At 41.1% G+C, this 17,592-nt stretch carries 13 protein-coding genes; all 13 read left to right on the top strand.

All coding sequences use genetic code 11. From position 1 onward, the window contains the following. The first annotated feature begins 205 nt into the window (after positions 1–205). The 13 genes from RG47T_RS25335 (at position 206) to RG47T_RS27015 (ending at position 17,592) form a co-directional block, all read left to right on the top strand. Entirely contained in the window at positions 206–4,177 is a 3,972-nt protein-coding gene (locus RG47T_RS25335) for a response regulator (RefSeq protein WP_139235780.1), read from the top strand. Positions 4,178–4,710: 533 nt separating this feature from the next. Further along, positions 4,711–7,692, top strand: a complete 2,982-nt coding sequence (locus RG47T_RS25340; RefSeq protein ID WP_083627591.1) for a SusC/RagA family TonB-linked outer membrane protein — start codon at positions 4,711–4,713, stop codon at positions 7,690–7,692. A gap of 18 nt (positions 7,693–7,710) precedes the next feature. Next, positions 7,711–9,339 carry a RagB/SusD family nutrient uptake outer membrane protein gene (locus RG47T_RS25345; RefSeq protein WP_074493879.1) on the top strand — a complete coding sequence of 543 codons (1,629 nt, stop codon included), beginning with the start codon at positions 7,711–7,713 and terminating at the stop codon, positions 9,337–9,339. A gap of 131 nt (positions 9,340–9,470) precedes the next feature. Continuing rightward, the gene (locus RG47T_RS25350; RefSeq protein ID WP_139302443.1) at positions 9,471–11,372 is read left to right on the top strand and encodes an SGNH/GDSL hydrolase family protein; all 1,902 of its coding nucleotides are present in this window, start codon (positions 9,471–9,473) and stop codon (positions 11,370–11,372) included. Continuing rightward, positions 11,369–11,755 carry an SxtJ family membrane protein gene (locus RG47T_RS25355; RefSeq protein ID WP_074493883.1) on the top strand — a complete coding sequence of 129 codons (387 nt, stop codon included), beginning with the start codon at positions 11,369–11,371 and terminating at the stop codon, positions 11,753–11,755. The genes RG47T_RS25350 and RG47T_RS25355 overlap by 4 nt, the downstream gene beginning before the upstream one ends. A 2-nt stretch (positions 11,756–11,757) precedes the next feature. After that, positions 11,758–11,907, top strand: coding sequence for a DUF5989 family protein (locus RG47T_RS26935; RefSeq protein ID WP_245770881.1), 150 nt, complete (start codon positions 11,758–11,760; stop codon positions 11,905–11,907). Between the two features lie 2 nt (positions 11,908–11,909). Beyond that, positions 11,910–13,700: a carbamoyltransferase family protein gene (locus RG47T_RS25360; RefSeq protein ID WP_074493886.1), complete on the top strand. Its 1,791-nt coding sequence runs from the start codon at positions 11,910–11,912 to the stop codon at positions 13,698–13,700. 726 nt (positions 13,701–14,426) lie between these two features. Next, positions 14,427–14,747: a hypothetical protein gene (locus RG47T_RS25365; protein ID WP_074493888.1), complete on the top strand. Its 321-nt coding sequence runs from the start codon at positions 14,427–14,429 to the stop codon at positions 14,745–14,747. After that, positions 14,744–15,688, top strand: coding sequence for a hypothetical protein (locus RG47T_RS25370; RefSeq protein ID WP_139235782.1), 945 nt, complete (start codon positions 14,744–14,746; stop codon positions 15,686–15,688). Before RG47T_RS25365 ends, RG47T_RS25370 begins: the two co-directional genes overlap by 4 nt. Before the next feature lie 16 nt (positions 15,689–15,704). Next, positions 15,705–16,313: a hypothetical protein gene (locus tag RG47T_RS25375; protein ID WP_074493893.1), complete on the top strand. Its 609-nt coding sequence runs from the start codon at positions 15,705–15,707 to the stop codon at positions 16,311–16,313. Beyond that, a complete protein-coding gene (locus RG47T_RS25380; protein WP_074493895.1) occupies positions 16,310–16,969 on the top strand; it encodes a DNA/RNA non-specific endonuclease in 660 nt (219 codons plus the stop codon). The genes RG47T_RS25375 and RG47T_RS25380 overlap by 4 nt, the downstream gene beginning before the upstream one ends. Before the next feature lies 1 nt (position 16,970). Continuing rightward, a complete protein-coding gene (locus tag RG47T_RS25385) occupies positions 16,971–17,462 on the top strand; it encodes a hypothetical protein (RefSeq protein WP_074493897.1) in 492 nt (163 codons plus the stop codon). 4 nt (positions 17,463–17,466) lie between these two features. Further along, positions 17,467–17,592: a hypothetical protein gene (locus tag RG47T_RS27015; RefSeq protein WP_262493268.1), complete on the top strand. Its 126-nt coding sequence runs from the start codon at positions 17,467–17,469 to the stop codon at positions 17,590–17,592.

Below are 17,592 nucleotides of genomic sequence, written 5' to 3' on the forward strand. Positions count from 1 at the left end.
TAATAAAAATTCGGGGCTTGCATATCAATAAATTGTATATTTAAACCAGATTTCAATGACCAATTGACCAGGAATATCCATAAGTCTGGCAGCCAATTTATAAACCTGGTGCAATAGCTGATCTTGCCTGATGGATGATGAAATTTAAATTTCCCGTAGGGCAGGACCGGATAGTTAAAGAATTAACCGGATTAAAAGTACTAATGTGAGACTACTTCTTTTCGTTTTAGCGTTATTGATCGGAGATGGCGCATTTGCCCAGCAATTCCGTGCCTTTATCCCAATCGAGAGCAGTAACGGGCTATCTGAAAACAGTGTTCGTGCCATTAACCAATTGCCCGATGGAAGAATGGCCATCGTTACCGAAGGTATGGTTAACCTGTATAACGGCACATCGTTTCAATACATTCATATCAATGACGGGCATACTTATCCGCTGACAGGCTACTTAGGCTTTCATCATATGTATGTTGAAAATGAAAAACGGCTCTGGATCAAAACAGAGGGAAAGCTGATGTTAATTGACCTGAGTACGGAACGTTATGAAGAACATCCTGAAAAAGTGTTGGCAACGCTTGGCATAATAGAGCCTTTATCCGACTTTTTTATGGATGCCGGCAGGAATCTGTGGGTGATAACCGTTTCGGGCAAGCTGATTTGCCGGAACCAGGTCTCCGGAAAAATCGTAACATTTTTATCGCAAGTAAAGTCTCCTGCAAAATTTCCTGACCCGGTTTATGATATTGCGGTGATGGATGGCAATTTGTATGTTTTTTATCGCTCTGGCCTGGTTATCATTTATAACATTGCAACACAAAAAGAAACGGGCCGCCAAAATTCGCTGGAAAACCAGACTCCAGACGCCTATCAGTCTACGCTTTACGTGGTTCCCGGTAATCATACCCTTTACCTGCTTAGAAACGGCGCTCGCGGTATTATGCTGGCCCTAAATCTAACCCGGAATAAATGGGAGAAAATCATCGAAACCGATTACTGGCTGAATTCTTTGTCTATTGGCGCCTCTGGAGAAATTGTGGTAACCTGTAGAAAGGGACTCTGGATGATGGATCATGATTTAACAAATCTCACATTTAGCCCAACACTTCACCTGGTTGACGGCAGGCTGATTGATATTGAAGTAAGCAACCTGTTCTTTGATCGTCAGGGCGGACTTTGGCTGGGTACGCTGAATAAAGGACTGTTGTATTATCACCCCGATCGTTTCCGGTTCCGAAATATAGGTAAATCCCTTTTTTCCTTACCGGAAAATCAGGAACTGTATGTAACAAGTTTCGCAGAAAATGAAGGGGGACAGCTCTTGATAGGTACTGACAGGGGCTTATTTCGCTATTCTGATAAAATGGGAAGGCTAACGCTTTATGCGCCGGATTTCCGGGGGGTGATTTGCAAGGCCATGTTGACAGACCGCCACGGAAATATATGGATAGCGGCTGAACAAGGCTTGTTTGCTATATCTTCCAATAAGATCAGCAAATACCCGATAGGGGATATCAACAATATAATGGAGGCAAAAGACGGTCGGTTTTATCTTTGTATGAATGGTAACGGTCTTATGCAATTCGATCCCGCGACGGGTAGTCATAACAGCATTCCTGTAAAGGAAAGCGACCGTGACAAACTCCATACCATACTTCAGGTTGTTGACTGGAATGGTGCTTTGATGGGTATTTCAAGTAGCGGCCTATTCGTTTATGATACCGGCAAAAAGGAACTCCGTATGATCAGTGATCATTATGGCGCGGGGATGTTAAATCATAATAACAGGCAATATTCTTGTCTGCTGGCCGACAGCAGGGGACTATTATGGTTCGGAACGCAAGATGGTTTAAATGTGTGGGATGACAAGGCAAAGCAGCTGCTTAGTTTTCATACTGATGACGGCCTTGTAAATAACACCATTAAAACAGTTACAGAAGATGGCCAAAACTCGGTCTGGGTTTCCACATCAAATGGGGTTTCACATTTGCGGATAGGTAACAAGGATAACAAAAGAACTTATACGTTTACAAATTTTAACCGTTATGATGGGGTGATCAATAATGAATTTATACCGCGATCATCTTACATAACCAAGGATAGAACTCTATTGCTGGGAGGGATTGATGGTTACAATAAAGCAGATCTGCGCAGGATTTTTGTAGCCAGAAAGGCTTTTGATCCTATTTTTGTAGATTTTCAGGTTTTTGGCAAGGCAGTTAAAGTTGGAGAACTATATGAGGGAACCAAAATTCTTGAAAAGGCCATCGCTGCTTCCAGGTCGGTCATATTAAAACATAACCAGAATTTTCTAAGCGTGGGTTTCTCCGCACTCAATTACGTTAACCCTTCGCAATCGTATTATCAATACTTCCTGGAAGGCGTGGACAATAATTGGCACGAGACTGCTGCGCCTGATGGGATTGGTCGGGCTACCTATACCAATCTCGGCACCGGGTCATACCTATTGAAGGTGCGGGCCGCGGATAACAGCGGAAAATGGGGATGGAAAATGGCCACATTGAAAATTACCGTACTCGCCCCCTGGTGGAAAACATCTTTTATGATCGCACTGTACACAATAACCGGGGTGTTATTTATATATCTAACCATTTCCTGGTACATTAAAAAAAGCAGGGTAAAACAATTAAAAATACAGCAGCAGAAATTGGACGAACTGAAATTTAGCTTTTTTACCAATATGAGCCATGAGTTAAAAACCCCGCTCACACTGATTTTGACCCCACTTGAGGTGATCTTAAAAAAAGCAGAGGATGGTCCCATCAAGTCGCAGCTTACCGGTATCTACCGAAATGCTCAATCATTACTGGACCTGGTTAACCAGTTGCTCAACTTCCGTCGCCTGGAACTAAACGGTGAAGTGCTTCACTTAAATTACTGCGATGTTAATGAATTCACGGAAGCACTGTGCCAGCCTTTCCGGGAACTGGCGGCTAGCAGGAAGATTTATTTTGAAAGAATATGCCCTGCCGATCTTTGGCTTAATCTCGACAAGGACAAATTCGGCATAATGATGAATAACTTGTTATCAAATGCGTTTAAATTTACGCCTGATGGCGGAACTATTAGTGTAAAGATTGAAAATACGGTAATACCGGGCGGAATAACCCCTGCAATAGCGGTGAGTGTGATAGATACCGGTACTGGCATATCAGATAAGGATCTTCCGCAAATTTTCAACCGCTTTTTCCAGGCAGATAACCAGTCTGGTAACAATACGGGAAGCGGTATCGGGCTCCACCTTGTGCAGGAGTATGCAAACCTGCATCATGGTTTTGCCGAGGTTAAGAGTTCCGAAGGGAATGGAAGCGTTTTTACTTTGTACATCCCCGTAGACCTGAAACCTGTACTAACAGATAAGCTTAAACCTGCCCCGGATGAATACAGGAAGAACAGTCCGATTAAGATTTTAATTGCTGAAGATAATGATGAGTTTCGTCAATTTCTGCAAGAACAGTTAAGCCAGCTGTATGACATAATTGTGGCTTCCAATGGGAAAGAAGCGCTGGATATAGTTTTAGAACAATTGCCTGACCTGGTGATCAGTGACATCATGATGCCGGAAATGAACGGCCTCGAGCTGTGCGATACCTTGAAAAAAGATATCAGAGCCTCACATATCCCGCTGATATTGCTAACCGCGCGGTCCTCTGACGAATCACAGTATGAGGGATACCAAGCCAGGGCCGATGCCTATATAACCAAGCCCTTTAATATGGATATCCTCACCGTGCGCATTCGGAACCTAATCGAGCAGCAGGAGCAGCGGAAGAAATTATTTAAAAAAACGATCGTATTGCAACCGGAGATGGTTACTACGTCTGACATTGATGAAAAATTAATAAGAAAGGCGCTGGAATGTATCGAAAAAAAATTGGGTAACTCCACTTATTCCGTAGAAGAGTTCAGCAGTGACATGAATATGGAACGATCTGGGTTATACCGTAAATTAGTTGCTATCATCGGTCAGACGCCCTCTGAGTTTATCCGCTCGGTCAGACTGAAAAAAGCTGCGCAATTGTTAAGTAAGCGTGAATTATCTGTCTCAGAAATTTCCGAACAGGTCGGATTCGGTAATGCCGCATACTTTAGCAAATGTTTTCAGGAAGAATTTCATGTAAAACCCTCTCATTACGCTGACACGCTTCAGCAAAGCTAAACATCCGGGCGTAACTGATTGATATTGGGGCATTATCTCCGCATTTCAGATCCCCGGATTGCTTTTAAATGCTATAAGGATAGGCTCTCATCCTTAATTTCATCATATGTATTATTTATTTCAACGTGAGTGTTGTCTGCCAACAGTGATTCACCGCTACTTTTACCTCACCTGATAGCCAAATAGTCAGGATAACTATAAACCAATTTATTGAACCATAAGATTAATACTGTAGGGCGTTAGGCGCCAAAGTATTAGACTGTATTGATCTATTTGTTAATTAATTCGTCGAGGATTATCGATTTGTTAAAAAATACGGATTCAGGCCATTTTTTTTGATAAACTGATAATCATGTATTGGTTAACTCATTGTACAAACCGGTAATTCAAATAAATCAACAGCTTAACATTTAAATCAAAAGATATGGAAAAATTCAACTAAGCAAGTACCCCCAACCCCAATTATTAACTGTTGAAAAAACAATAATAATTGAACCATTAACATTTATAAACCAACCATTATAAACAATTTCATGAAAAAAATTCAACTTTATTTAAGGTGTTGTAGGCTCCTTTTTGCCTTTTTTTTAGCATCAATTATGTCACTGTGTGCTCAAGCACAAGATGGGAATATTAAGATAAAAGGCGCCGTAAAAGATGACAAGGGGCTTGCGCTTCCTGGTGTCAGCGTAAAAATTAAAGGAACAAACGCAGGCGCGCAAACCTCCCTGGAAGGTGATTTTACTTTGAATGCACCTGCTAATTCCACGCTTGTTTTTACTTTTATAGGATTTGCGACTAAGGAACTCCCGGTTAACAATCAAAATGTTATCAACGTTGTTCTTACAGATAACAATCAATCGCTCAGTGAAGTAGTGGTTATCGGTTATGGCGCCCAGCGAAAAGCTGATATAACAAGTGCGGTTACCACAGTCAAATCGACCGATTTTGTGACAGGGCCAGTCTCTGATGGCGCCGCTTTATTGAAAGGAAAAGTTGCCGGACTTACCATATCCAATCCAAGTGGAGACCCCAATGCACAATCGCAAATTTTATTACGGGGGACACAGACCTTAAACGGCGCAAACACCGGCCCTTTAGTAATTGTAGATGGTGTTCCCGGAGATTTATTAACGGTAGCCCCAGAGGATATTGCCGAAATATCTGTCTTAAAGGATGCTTCATCAGCCGCGATATATGGTGTGAGGGGATCTAATGGTGTAATTATAATTACTACTAAAAGAAGTTCTGGCGACAAGATCAATAGAATCGATTATAACGGTTCTGCAAGTCTTTCGCAATTTACCCGAACTCCGAAACTACTAACAGGAGACGATTATCGTGACCAAATAGCCCAGGGGATAAGAGATAAGGCTTACGATTTAGGTAATTCAACAGACTGGATTAAAGCTGTGAGCAAGGCACATCCTGTTTCTACAATTCAAAGTTTAAGTTTTAACGGGGGTAATAATCAAACCAATTACGTAGCCTCTTTAAATTACCGTTTTTTGAATGGCGTTTTTCTAAAATCGAACCATGCACAAGTTACAGGCCGGGCAGACATTAATCACACCATGCTCGATGGAAAACTAAAATTCAATTTAGGTATATTGAATACTAACTTTAACGATATACCATTTAATAGCAATGAGTATAATCAAGCATTAATGATGAACCCTACCGCCCCTGTCAGAGAGCCAGACGGTTCATTTTATCAGCAACCAACTAACTTCGGCTATCAAAACCCAGTGGCGGACATGCTTAATCAAGAGCAGCCGCAGAATTCTTATCGTCAAAAATACAACGCTACGATAACTTTGCTGCCAGTAGAAGGACTACGTCTGGCTGCTACAGGATCATATACGAAAAGTGGGTATGAGAATTTGTATTATGCCAATCACCAGGATATATCGACATTACGTGACAACCAAAATGGTGTTGCAAGTATTGGGCAGGGCCAGTCGATTGACCGCTTTTTAAATTTAACAGCCGAATATTCTAAATCGCTCGGAGATCACCGATTCACACTGCTGGGCGGTTATGAATATCAGGATGACGATACCTTTGGCACCAACATCACTAATCATGATTTTCCGACAGACTATTTCGGGGTTAATCAAATTCAGCTCGGAACGGCCCAAAAAAACGGACAGGACGTTATCAACAGTTCTCGCAGTAACTCAAACCTGATCAGCTATTTTGCAAGGTTCACCTATAATTACAAAGAGAAATACATGTTATTGGCCAGCATGCGTATTGACGGTGCCAGCCAGTTATATGGTGCCAGTGAGCCTTATGGTAAGTTCCCCTCAATTCAGGCCGGTTGGCGCCTAACTAAAGAAAACTTCATGAAAGATCAAAAGGTATTTGATGATCTAAAGTTAAGGGTGGGATATGGTATTACGGGTAATCAACCGGCTCAAGGTTTTCTGGGGGTTGGCTTATTAGGCTATGGCAATTATGTACTATATAACGGTACCTGGATTCAAACGCTATCTCCAAGTCAAAATGCTAACCCATCATTACGCTGGGAAGAAAAGCATGATACAGACATCGGTCTTGATTTTAGTTTACTTAAAGGCTTCATTACCGGTAATATCGATGTTTATAACAGCCGTGTAACCGGCTTATTATATAACTACAATGTGCCAAGCCCACCTAACCTTTACCCTACAACTCAAGCCAATGTGGGCACAATGCAAAATCGGGGCTTAGAGGCCGTTATTAATGTACAAGCGGTTAATACAAAAAAATTCAGATGGACGAGTAGCATTAATTTCTCTACTAACCGAAATAAACTTGTCAGTCTTTCCAATGACCTTTATCAGGCGAGTGTACCTTATTTTACAACAGGCTGGGCAGGAAGCCCTGTTACTACATTCTCAAGCATAGTTCAGGTTGGACATAATATTGGTGATTTTTACGGCTTTAAAGTTACTGGCGTTGATAAAAATGGCTACTGGATTTACCAGGAACCTGACGGGAAATCTGTTGCGTATAATGATTTTAACCATGCTTTTTCTGATAAACAGGTTCTTGGTAACGGGTTGCCCAAATTTTACGCGGGATGGAATAATAGTTTTTCTTATGGAAATTGGGACTTGAGCATTACTATGCGTGGAGCGTTTGATTACCAGGTTTTGAATTTGCAAAGGTTATATTATGAAGGTCCGGGTATAATTAACTATAACCGATTCAAGGCTGCCAATGATAAATTATTTGGAACAGCCGTGTTAAATAAAAATGTACCGGAAGAGTTTAACAGTTATTACATAGAAAACGGGGCATTCTGGAAAATAGACAATATCAACCTTGGCTACACCTTCAATAAACCAAACTGGAAATATATCCATAATCCGAGGATCGGCTTCTCAACACTGAATACATTTATCATAACAGGGTATAAAGGTTCTGATCCTGAAGTAGATCGTGGCGGACTTGCTCCGGGAATTGACGACAGGTTTAGTTACCCATCGACCAGAACATTTACTTTAAGTGTTTCAGCACATTTTTAACCTATTGAATTAAAAAAAATGAAAAATACATATTTATCACTTATAGGTGTACTTGCCATTATTGGTTTATATTCTTGTACCAAGCTTAATAATAAAGACTATGGGACAATAGTTGCCAGTCAATTTAGTCCTACGCAACAGGATGTAGCTGCTCTCGTGGGCGTGCCTTATACTAACTGGCGTACCCTCGAACTGGGAAGAAGCGCAAATGCGATTTGGCGAACGAACGAAATATCGTCAGATGAGTCGGTAATTCCGGCGAGACCGAACGGATGGGTAGATAATGGTATTTATCAACGGATGCACTATCATAAATGGACAGCAGACGAAGACAACAGTTTTCAAATATGGACAAATGCTTATGCCGGAATTTCCAATTGCAACCGTTTATTATACCAGATAGACAATAATCTTATTCCTGTACAAACAGGTAAAGCCCAACTTGAGGCAGAGCTCAAAGTACTAAGGGCATCTTTCTATTATGCTTTGATAGACTTTTTTGGAAACGTTCCGATTATCACCAAATTCGATGTCCCCGCTGGTTATTTGCCACCACAAAGCACAAGGGCAGATGTGTACAATTTTATAATTTCTGAACTTAAAACGAACATCCCTTTGTTAAGTACGGCGGTAGATGCCAGTACCTATGGTAGGTTTAATAAATATGCAGGTTTCGCATTGCTGGCTAAAATGTATCTGGAAGCAGGTGTATATTCCGGTACTCCTAATTGGCCGGGCTGTATCACTGCCTGCGACTCCGTAATTAATGCGGGAAAATATGCTCTTGAATCAGTACAAGCAAACGCTTTTGCCACACAAAATCAAAATTCGAAAGAAATTATTTTCGCAATTCCGTTTGACAATGTATACACCTCCGATGGTAGCACAGCGTGGACATTGCACATGGAAACATTACAGCCCGAAAATCAGGCTACTTACAATTTCCAAAATTCGCCATGGGGAGGGATATGCGCAATACCTCAATTTATCAACACTTTTGATCCCAACGATGTCAGGCTAACTGCAAACTGGATACAAGGTCAACAATATGATGCATCTGGTAAAATATTACTTGGGACAATGGATAAATTTAGTGGTAAGCCTTTAGCATACATTAATCAGCTTCCTGGCGTAGACTCATCTCAGGAGGTTCATGGGTTCAGGCTTGGTAAATATCAGATCCAGGCTGGAGAACTTGTAGGTATGAGTAATGATTTTCCACTATTTAGGTATGCCGACATTTTAATGATGAAAGCAGAGTCTGCGTTGCGTAATGGAGATGCATCAACGGCAGCAACGCTGGTAACCCAAGTTCGCCAACGTAGTTTCACCAACAATCCTGCTCTGGCTACGGTAACGGCGGCTCAACTTCAAAGTGGCACAAGTGTGTATGATTATGGTTTGAGAAACCATTTACAAACCACACATGAGACTGCTTCAGATATTCAATACGGCAGAATGCTTGATGAATTAGGATGGGAGTTTTCGCAGGAAGGCAGACGAAGGCAGGATATGATAAGATTTGGCGTGTTTACCTCTAAATCCTGGTTATCTCATTCGCCAAACGGAAGTTACCGTACATTATTGCCCTTGCCGACCAGTGCATTGCAAACAAATAAAAACTTAAAACAAAATTCAGGATACTAATTCTCTCCTCACTATAATTGGTTTGAAGACGGGGCGGCTCTCAACCGCCCTGTCTCTATTTTTAATACATTAGCTTAGCTATTGATATTGAAGGAGATAATAAGCATTCGACGAGAATTTTAATTAAAGTAATGATGGAGGAAAAATTAAGACGATTTGCCGAAAATAATACATCTAAAAGCCCGAAACAACAAGCTTTCAAACTCCGTCTATTCAAAATTATTGCGGTCATTATTCCGGTTCTGACTCTTGTGTTAATTGAGTTTTGTTTAAGGGCATTCCACTACGGCCATGATACTTCTTTGTTTATTCCATACCCGGATGATACTTCTAAACTAGTGATGAACCGGTATGCTTCCGAGCCTTATTTTTCTGATTCAATAAACGCAACTAAAGGTTACATTGAGCCTTTTGATAAAGTAAAAAAGGCCAATACTTTAAGAATATTCGTCTTGGGCGAGTCAACCGGTGAGGGCTATCCTTATTTTCATAACGGATCATTTCATCGCTGGCTTCAATACAGGTTAATGCGCGAATTGCCTCAGTCGAATATTGAGATCATTAATTTATCGCTAACGGCAGTAAACTCTTACACCGTTCTTGGTTTTGGGAAACAATTAGCTGATTATCATCCCGATGCCATACTGGTGTATGTTGGTCACAACGAATATTACGGGGCTTTGGGTATTGCTTCTACCAGCAGAATAGGCAGCAACCGGTTTCTCATTAACTGCCTTTTGGCGATGAAGAGATTACGAATTGTACAATGGCTAAACAATATGCTTTCATTACTTAAACCCGCGGCTGGCAGAACCAATCAGGATATACGCGAAAACCTGATGAAAAGAATGGCAGGCAAACAACAACTGCCCTATAAAGGAGAAGCTTATAATAAAGGCATCAGACAGTTTAGCGAAAATCTGACTGAATTATGTAGCTTTTATTCCGGCAAAAAAATCCCGATATTTTTAAGTACTGTATTTAGTAATGAAAAAGATTTAAGCCCGTTTATCAGTGCTCCAATTGATAGCCCGCTCTCGGCACTTAAAATTTACAACCAAGGTAAAAATGAATATGCCCGCGGCCTGTATACTGATGCTAAAAAAGATTTTATACAAGCCAAAGAATTAGATATGTTGCGCTTCCGTGCACCGGAGGCCATGAACCAAATTATTAAAGAAATGGGTAGTCGCTTCAACTTCGTCCATATTGTTGATTCAAAGGCATTTTATGAACAACATGCCTTACACGGTGTTCTTGGAAACGAAATGCTTTTAGAACATGTACACCCTAATTTATTCGGATACGCGCTGTTATCAGAGGCCTTCTACCAATCATTAAAAACCCACAAGCTTATCTCGCCCGGTGTAGGCAACCTAATTACGTTCAATGAACTATTGAAGCAAATGCCCATTACCAAAATCGATTCATTATTCGGGAGCTACCAAATTATGATGTTAAAATCGGGGTGGCCATTTAACCAAAAGATTGCTAAAGACTTTAAGGTTGGCAATAGCCTGTCAGAACGACTGGCGGGGCCGCTTTCGGTAGGAAGTATTACCTGGAGACAGGCCATGGATGACTTGTATAGCCAATCTATGAAAAACAATGATGAAGCTGAAGCGCTAAAAGCAACCGAAGCAATAATTCTCGATCAGCCTTTCAAGCCAAGTAATTACCTTTTTGCAGGGAGGCTTGCATTTGATACGGGGCAGGAAAAAAAAGCAGAATTTTATTTTAAGAAATGCTATGCGTTGGACCCATCACCTAATATTACTGAAAGTTTAATACTTTTCTATATCAAAACCGATCAGCCGGAAAAAGCTTTGCCCTATTTAAAGGTAATGACCGAAAAGGGCGAGGGCCAAAACCTGATAAACATGCAAGCTATTGTTGACATTTTGGTTAGCGACAAAAAGAGCCTTGAAAACCAGCAGTTGAATAAAAAAGAGATAATGTCAAAAATCTCCGCTGATTATTTAAAGCTTGGGGAAAAGAAATTGGCGATGGATTATCTAAATGACAAAAAATGAATAAGACCATTAAAAAGAACAGAGATTTTGGCTATGTAGTCGGCGGCTTTTTATTCGCAATATTTGTTTACCGTTATTTTAAAACAGCCCAATTATCCTGGCCCTATTGCGCGGCATCATTTGCATTACTGTTTACTAGTATAATTATACCCCGATGTTTAACATCATTGCGTTTGCTTTGGGAGACAATTGGTGAATGGTTAGGTTATGTAAATTCCTTGCTGATACTTACATTAATTTATTTTTTCATAATCACCCCGCTGGGTGTAATTAGTAGATTATTAGCAAAAGATCCACTAAAACTAAAGACCGATAAACAGGCAACTACTTATTGGGAGCCTGTTGATTCTAAAATAAAAACTGTTCTGTCACATCAATTTTAAGCATGGAAATACTGATCGAATTTTGTGTTTTTCTTAAACAAAGAAAACGTTATTGGCTTTGGCCTACTATTATATTAATCGTCTTTTTAAGCCTATTCATAGTTATTGCTCAGTCAACAGCATTATCAACACTAATTTATTCACTCTTTTAGTAATGTATATCATTGGTATTTCATGTTTCTACCATGACAGTGCTGCTTGTATTATAAAAGATGGCGAAATTTTAGCGGCTGTGCAGGAGGAACGTTTTACCAGAATAAAAAATGATGATTCTTTTCCGCAACAATCAATTAAATACTGTTTGGAGTATTGTCAAATTGATTTAGGGGTAATAGCATATTTTGTCTTTTATGAAAAACCTTTTCTAAAATTTGAGCGAATACTCGAAACTTTTACAGCAACCTCACCACTTGGCTTTATTCAGTATTTAAAGGGAATGCCCATTTGGGTAAAGGATAAATTGTTCATGAAACGTACATTGCTGAGAAATATTCAGGCAATATCCCCCGATAGTACAATTAAGAAAGAACAATTATTATTCAGTGAGCATCACTTGTCACACATAGCATCCGCATATTATCCTTCCCCATTTAACGATGCCGTAATTTTAACACTAGATGGGGTGGGCGAATGGGCAACCACATCTGTTGCATTGGGCGAAAACGGAAAAATATCGCCACAATTTGAAATACGTTTCCCCCACTCGCTCGGATTGCTGTACTCGGCATTTACCCATTATCTTGGATTTAAAGTAAATTGTGACGAGTTTAAGGTGATGGGGCTTGCACCTTACGGCAACCCGGCCTATAAAAATATAATCCTCGAAAAGTTAATCGATGTGCAGGAAGATGGATCATTCCATCTCAACATGACTTATTTCAACTTCCTGAATGGCCTGAAAATGACCAATGGCCGTTTCGAAAAACTATTTGGGGCCAAAAGACGAAAGCCTTCTGAGACTATTTTACAATTTCATATGGATATTGCCAAATCAATCCAGGAGGTGACGGAAGATGTGATATTGAAAATTGCCATTACTTTACGAAAAAAATATCGTTCCACTAATTTGTGCCTTGCGGGTGGTGTTGCCCTTAATTGCGTAGCTAATGGTTTGTTGTTAAAAGAAAGTGGCTTCGAAAATATTTGGATACAACCGGCAGCTGGTGATGCCGGGGGGGCTTTGGGCGCTGCTTTGTATGCCTATCACGATTTGACAGATAGCAAACGTGAATTAGGTTTACAAAGAAATGATTACATGAAATGCAGTCTTTTAGGCCCGGAATATACAAAGGAGCAGATAATAGCTATTCTTGATAAACAAAATATCTGCTATCATCTTTATGATGACGAGGATTTCTTCCCCAAATTGTCGTCCCTTTTAGTAGATGGTAATGTAGCAGGATGGTTTTCAGGCAGGATGGAGTTTGGTCCGCGAGCACTTGGCAGCAGAAGTATTATTGCGGACGCACGAAGCATTAGTATGCAGACAATAATCAACAAAAAAATAAAATTCCGGGAGTCTTTCCGGCCATTTGCTCCAGCGGTGCTTGAAGCACACGCTGATGAATACTTTGAGCTTGATTGCAAGAGTCCGTACATGTTATTTACCGCACCAGTGGCGAAAAGTAAAAGAATTATTAAAATTGAAACTGCTGCATCGGGATTTGATAAGCTTAAGATTAGCCGTTCGGTAATCCCTGCCGTAACGCATGTTGATTATTCTGCCCGTATCCAAACCGTTAGTCCGGCAAACGGCGACTTTTATACACTTATCGACAGTTTCTATAAGCTAACTGGTTGCCCACTGCTCATAAATACCTCTTTTAATGTTATGGATGAACCTATTGTCTGCAATCCTGATGATGCTTTAAAGTGCTTCCTGGATACAGAAATGGATATTTTAGCATTCAAAAATATTATAATTTATAAATGTGAGAATAGATAACCACGATCCACTGTGAAGGAATTGGTAGTAAATAACCTTAGCAAAAAGTACAAAAGTACGCTGTATTACGAAAGCCTAATGGTATTACTAAATGTCACCCCTTTAGTTAATCCTTACACAAAATTGCTTTACTCAGTGTATGCGCATAGTTTGTTACAAGCAAAAATGCTTTCTGACAATTAAAAAGCAATATTATCCAACAAGCTAAGCGTATTGCATATTTATCTGCATGATAGCAAATCCGCGCTTCCCCTACAAAAGGAATTTTACGTCTGAAAAGTAAGTTACATCACCAATTCCTGAGCAATTGCCTTACGGATGTTGAGGTTTTTTGAGTTGATGGTCATAAATATGATTTAAAAGATTTCTCGCTATATCTTAGGAAACTCTACTGATATCAAAATAAAAAAGTGCATTAGAGCGCGTGATTTTAGTCAGCTAAGTTGTTATCAATTCTACTGCCTCGTCGGTCTGTTTTTGTAAGGTCGGCATATCTTCAAGTTTAAGGTACTACAAAATAGTCAACACTAAAGATATAGCTTCCGGTTGCGACTGCAATGGCCGTCTTATATGATTTTAATGTGATTAAAGTTAGATACGCCCAAGATAAATAATGCAGCCTTTGGTATGTATATTTTATTTATAAAAAATGGGCTAATATTTATTGCAATATTTTTTTTTAATCATAAGTAGTTGTATATTAGACCATACCTAACTTATTCCGCAATGGCAAACCTTAAAATTGAACTCAAGGGCGAAGGAACGATCGACAACGCAGCGATATTCATAGATGACCCGCTAGAAAAATTACCCCATTCTTTACAGAAAGACGATGATACGTCCTGGTCGCTGGATGACGTCAGTATTCCGATGTCACCTGGGGATGACCTGACTTATACCCTCTATGTGGTCGCCTTCTCGGGTACTAAATTCAGTTGTGTAATAACTGATAAAGGCAGCGGCGGGACGATTAGCTTTTCGGACGTGACCGGCAAACAGATCAAGAATCGTGCGATCAGCAAAGGTGATAAACCATTCAGCGAATGAGAAAGGTCCCTTTATTGTTCGTTCTGGTGTTGGGCACCGGGACGATCACTTACGCACAGACTTCTGTATTTCAGGATGGTAAAGGGGAGTCAGCTTATAAATTACTCGGCAATGCGGTCAGTGTAAATACCGGTGACAAAAGTCTTGCGGCAACGCTGAAGGGGAAAGACGAGGTTTCTCAAAATAACACTCATTTTAATTCCTGGGCGATGAATGTCAACCTGGCAGCTAGCGATGGCTCGTCCGCGCTGAAATCAGATGATGGCTTTTTATTTAACGGAAGTATTGGTGCCAGCCGGATATGGAAACGCGTTGCTCCCGCGGTTGGCAATACCGATGCTTGGACGAACGCCTGGTACATCAACGGGAATTTTTTAGTGGAGCGCAACAAATTGTATGACCTGAGCCTTGCCAAGGACAAAGTATTTGATCAGGGCAACGCAGGTTGGAAATTTGCAGCGGGCAGAAGCGGTTATTCAGGTGATCATCTATGGGGTTACGAATTGAACCTGGGGCAAGCTACCAACGCAAAAGACATCAAGCAGACCACTGTCAGTACGATCCAGTCAGGCGGTACTGATTCCATCAAACTGGAAAAGCAGCAATCTGCTTACGCGACCAGCGTTTTTCAGGGCACTCAATTCAATGTACAGCTCAACGCGGATTACGCGTGGGCGCTGACTGCCAAAAAAGCAGCAAACAATGCAGATGTTCCGGCGCTGTATTTGGCTGGCCTTTTCCGTAGCAAATTCTTTCAGCTAAGCAAACCCCAGATCAATCCCGCTATAGGACTTTATATCGCCAACCCTGGTAAGCCTCAAAGTATTTCGGCTGGATTCAACGTACAGGAGTCTGACTTGTTCAACGTACTGCATGCAAAAGACAGTTCGGTAGGCAAACGGATCGGAATTAGTTTCACGGCTGGTTTTAGTATCGATTAACTTAAAAAAAAACTATATGAACCCTATCGCTTGTTTTTGGATCGTTTTTGTAGTGATCCTTTTGGCTCTCGTTTTATTGGAAGTGAAATATCATTTGTTAAAAGATATCGGGCGCCCGCCCGCGACGACACCGGAAGACGCGGTGCCAAATAAAAAAGATGTGACCTACAGTTGGTCCAGAGTGCAGCTAGCTTGGTGGACGCTGATCATACTCAGCGCTTTTACCACAATACTGCTAATCGACAGGGAAGCGCCGGACTTGGCAACCTCCACACTGATTCTGATCGGCATCAGCACGGCTACGATTGCCACTGCCCGCTCAATAGATGTCAACGATCAGGATAAACTGCAAAAATTACCGGGTCAAAACAGCCAGGGGCTGTTGATCGATATTTTGTCTGATCAGACCGGTGTCAGCATCCCCCGTTTTCAGAACGTAGTATTTAATGTGATCTTCGGGATATGGTTCGTCGGGGAAGTACTACATCACTTGGTACAACTACCGGGTGGCGGCATAAACGCGATCATGCCGGACATTTCCACCAATAACCTGATTTTGCTGGGCCTGAGTTCGGCGACTTATGCAGCATTGAAAACGACAGAGAATAACTCCGCAACGAAATGAAGATCAAGAGTAATCTTTTGCTAGCGGTAGCCGGTGCCGCCGCTGCAGTCGGGGTTAACCAGCGCTTTACGACGAGCCTGCCTTCCGAAATAACCGTCCCGCATCATCATTATACGACTTATTATGACGTCACCAGTCACGAGGCGGATTCGGTCAGTTGGAACCTCGCACCAGAAATGTTAGGGTGTACCGATAAGCCCAAGCGGAAAGACCTATTTGGACAGGACCCGCAAATACCAGATACCTATAAGCTTAAGGACAACTACATCAACTCAGGCTATGATAAAGGACATTTGTTCAATTATGAGGATGCTTCCTGCGATAGTACCGACCGGGTCGAATGTTTCTATATGAGCAATATGCTGCCGCAGCCTCACTATCTCAATGCCGGAAAATGGAAGACGTTGGAAGAGCAGTGCCGCAAGTGGGCACAAACACAAAAACTGCACATCATTGCCGGAGGGATCGGCCGGATCAAAACGATAGGTTCAGGGCAGGTTACAGTTCCGCAATATTGCTACAAGGCCATTTTAATGAATGGAATTTATCAATGTTGGCTTTTTCCCAACGACAAAAAACTTCCTGCCGAAATCCCGCTCGACTCCTGCAAAATTAGCACGGCAGCATTAGATCAAAAAACCGGGTTAAAACTTTGATATGGCTAGCAAAGAACAATTTGAGTTTTTCAAGACGCTTTATGTCGAAGAAAGCGCTCGTTATACCGAGTTGACTAAGAAAGCAGAAGTATACTTTTCAGTGATTTCTTTGTTCCTGTCGGCCGTGCTGTTTAAAATCAAAGATATTTTTGACAGCGCGAACGGCTTACACAACAAGGTATTACTCCTCTTTTTTTGTGTAGGACTTCTTTCGCTTGGGATCGCGCTTTTTCTGTTACTTTTTTCCCTTAAGATCAGGGTTTATGAAGGCGTAACCGACCTGGATGAATTCGTCGCCAAAAATGACCAAACCACACAGAACGATGAAGAGTTCTTTCAGGACCGGGTGGCAGATTATATTGTTGCCATCAGGCGGAACGAAGCGCAAAACGATCAGAGGGCAGGCCAATTAGCGTTAACCGGTTATTTTATCTTAGCTGGCCTGCTGTTCACCATCACTTTTATCATTTATTTCTTTATTTTAAAAATGTAGTATCATGAGTAAAAAAGATAAGAAAGACAAAGCAGGAAAAGATCAACGGAAAGAAAAAGATAAGCCGAAATCACCATCGCTATCGGAGTCTGTCAAGCAAAGAGAAGGTAAAACAATCGGTAAGAAATAG

This window comes from Mucilaginibacter polytrichastri (genome assembly GCF_001911425.1).
Lineage (GTDB): Bacteria > Bacteroidota > Bacteroidia > Sphingobacteriales > Sphingobacteriaceae > Mucilaginibacter > Mucilaginibacter polytrichastri.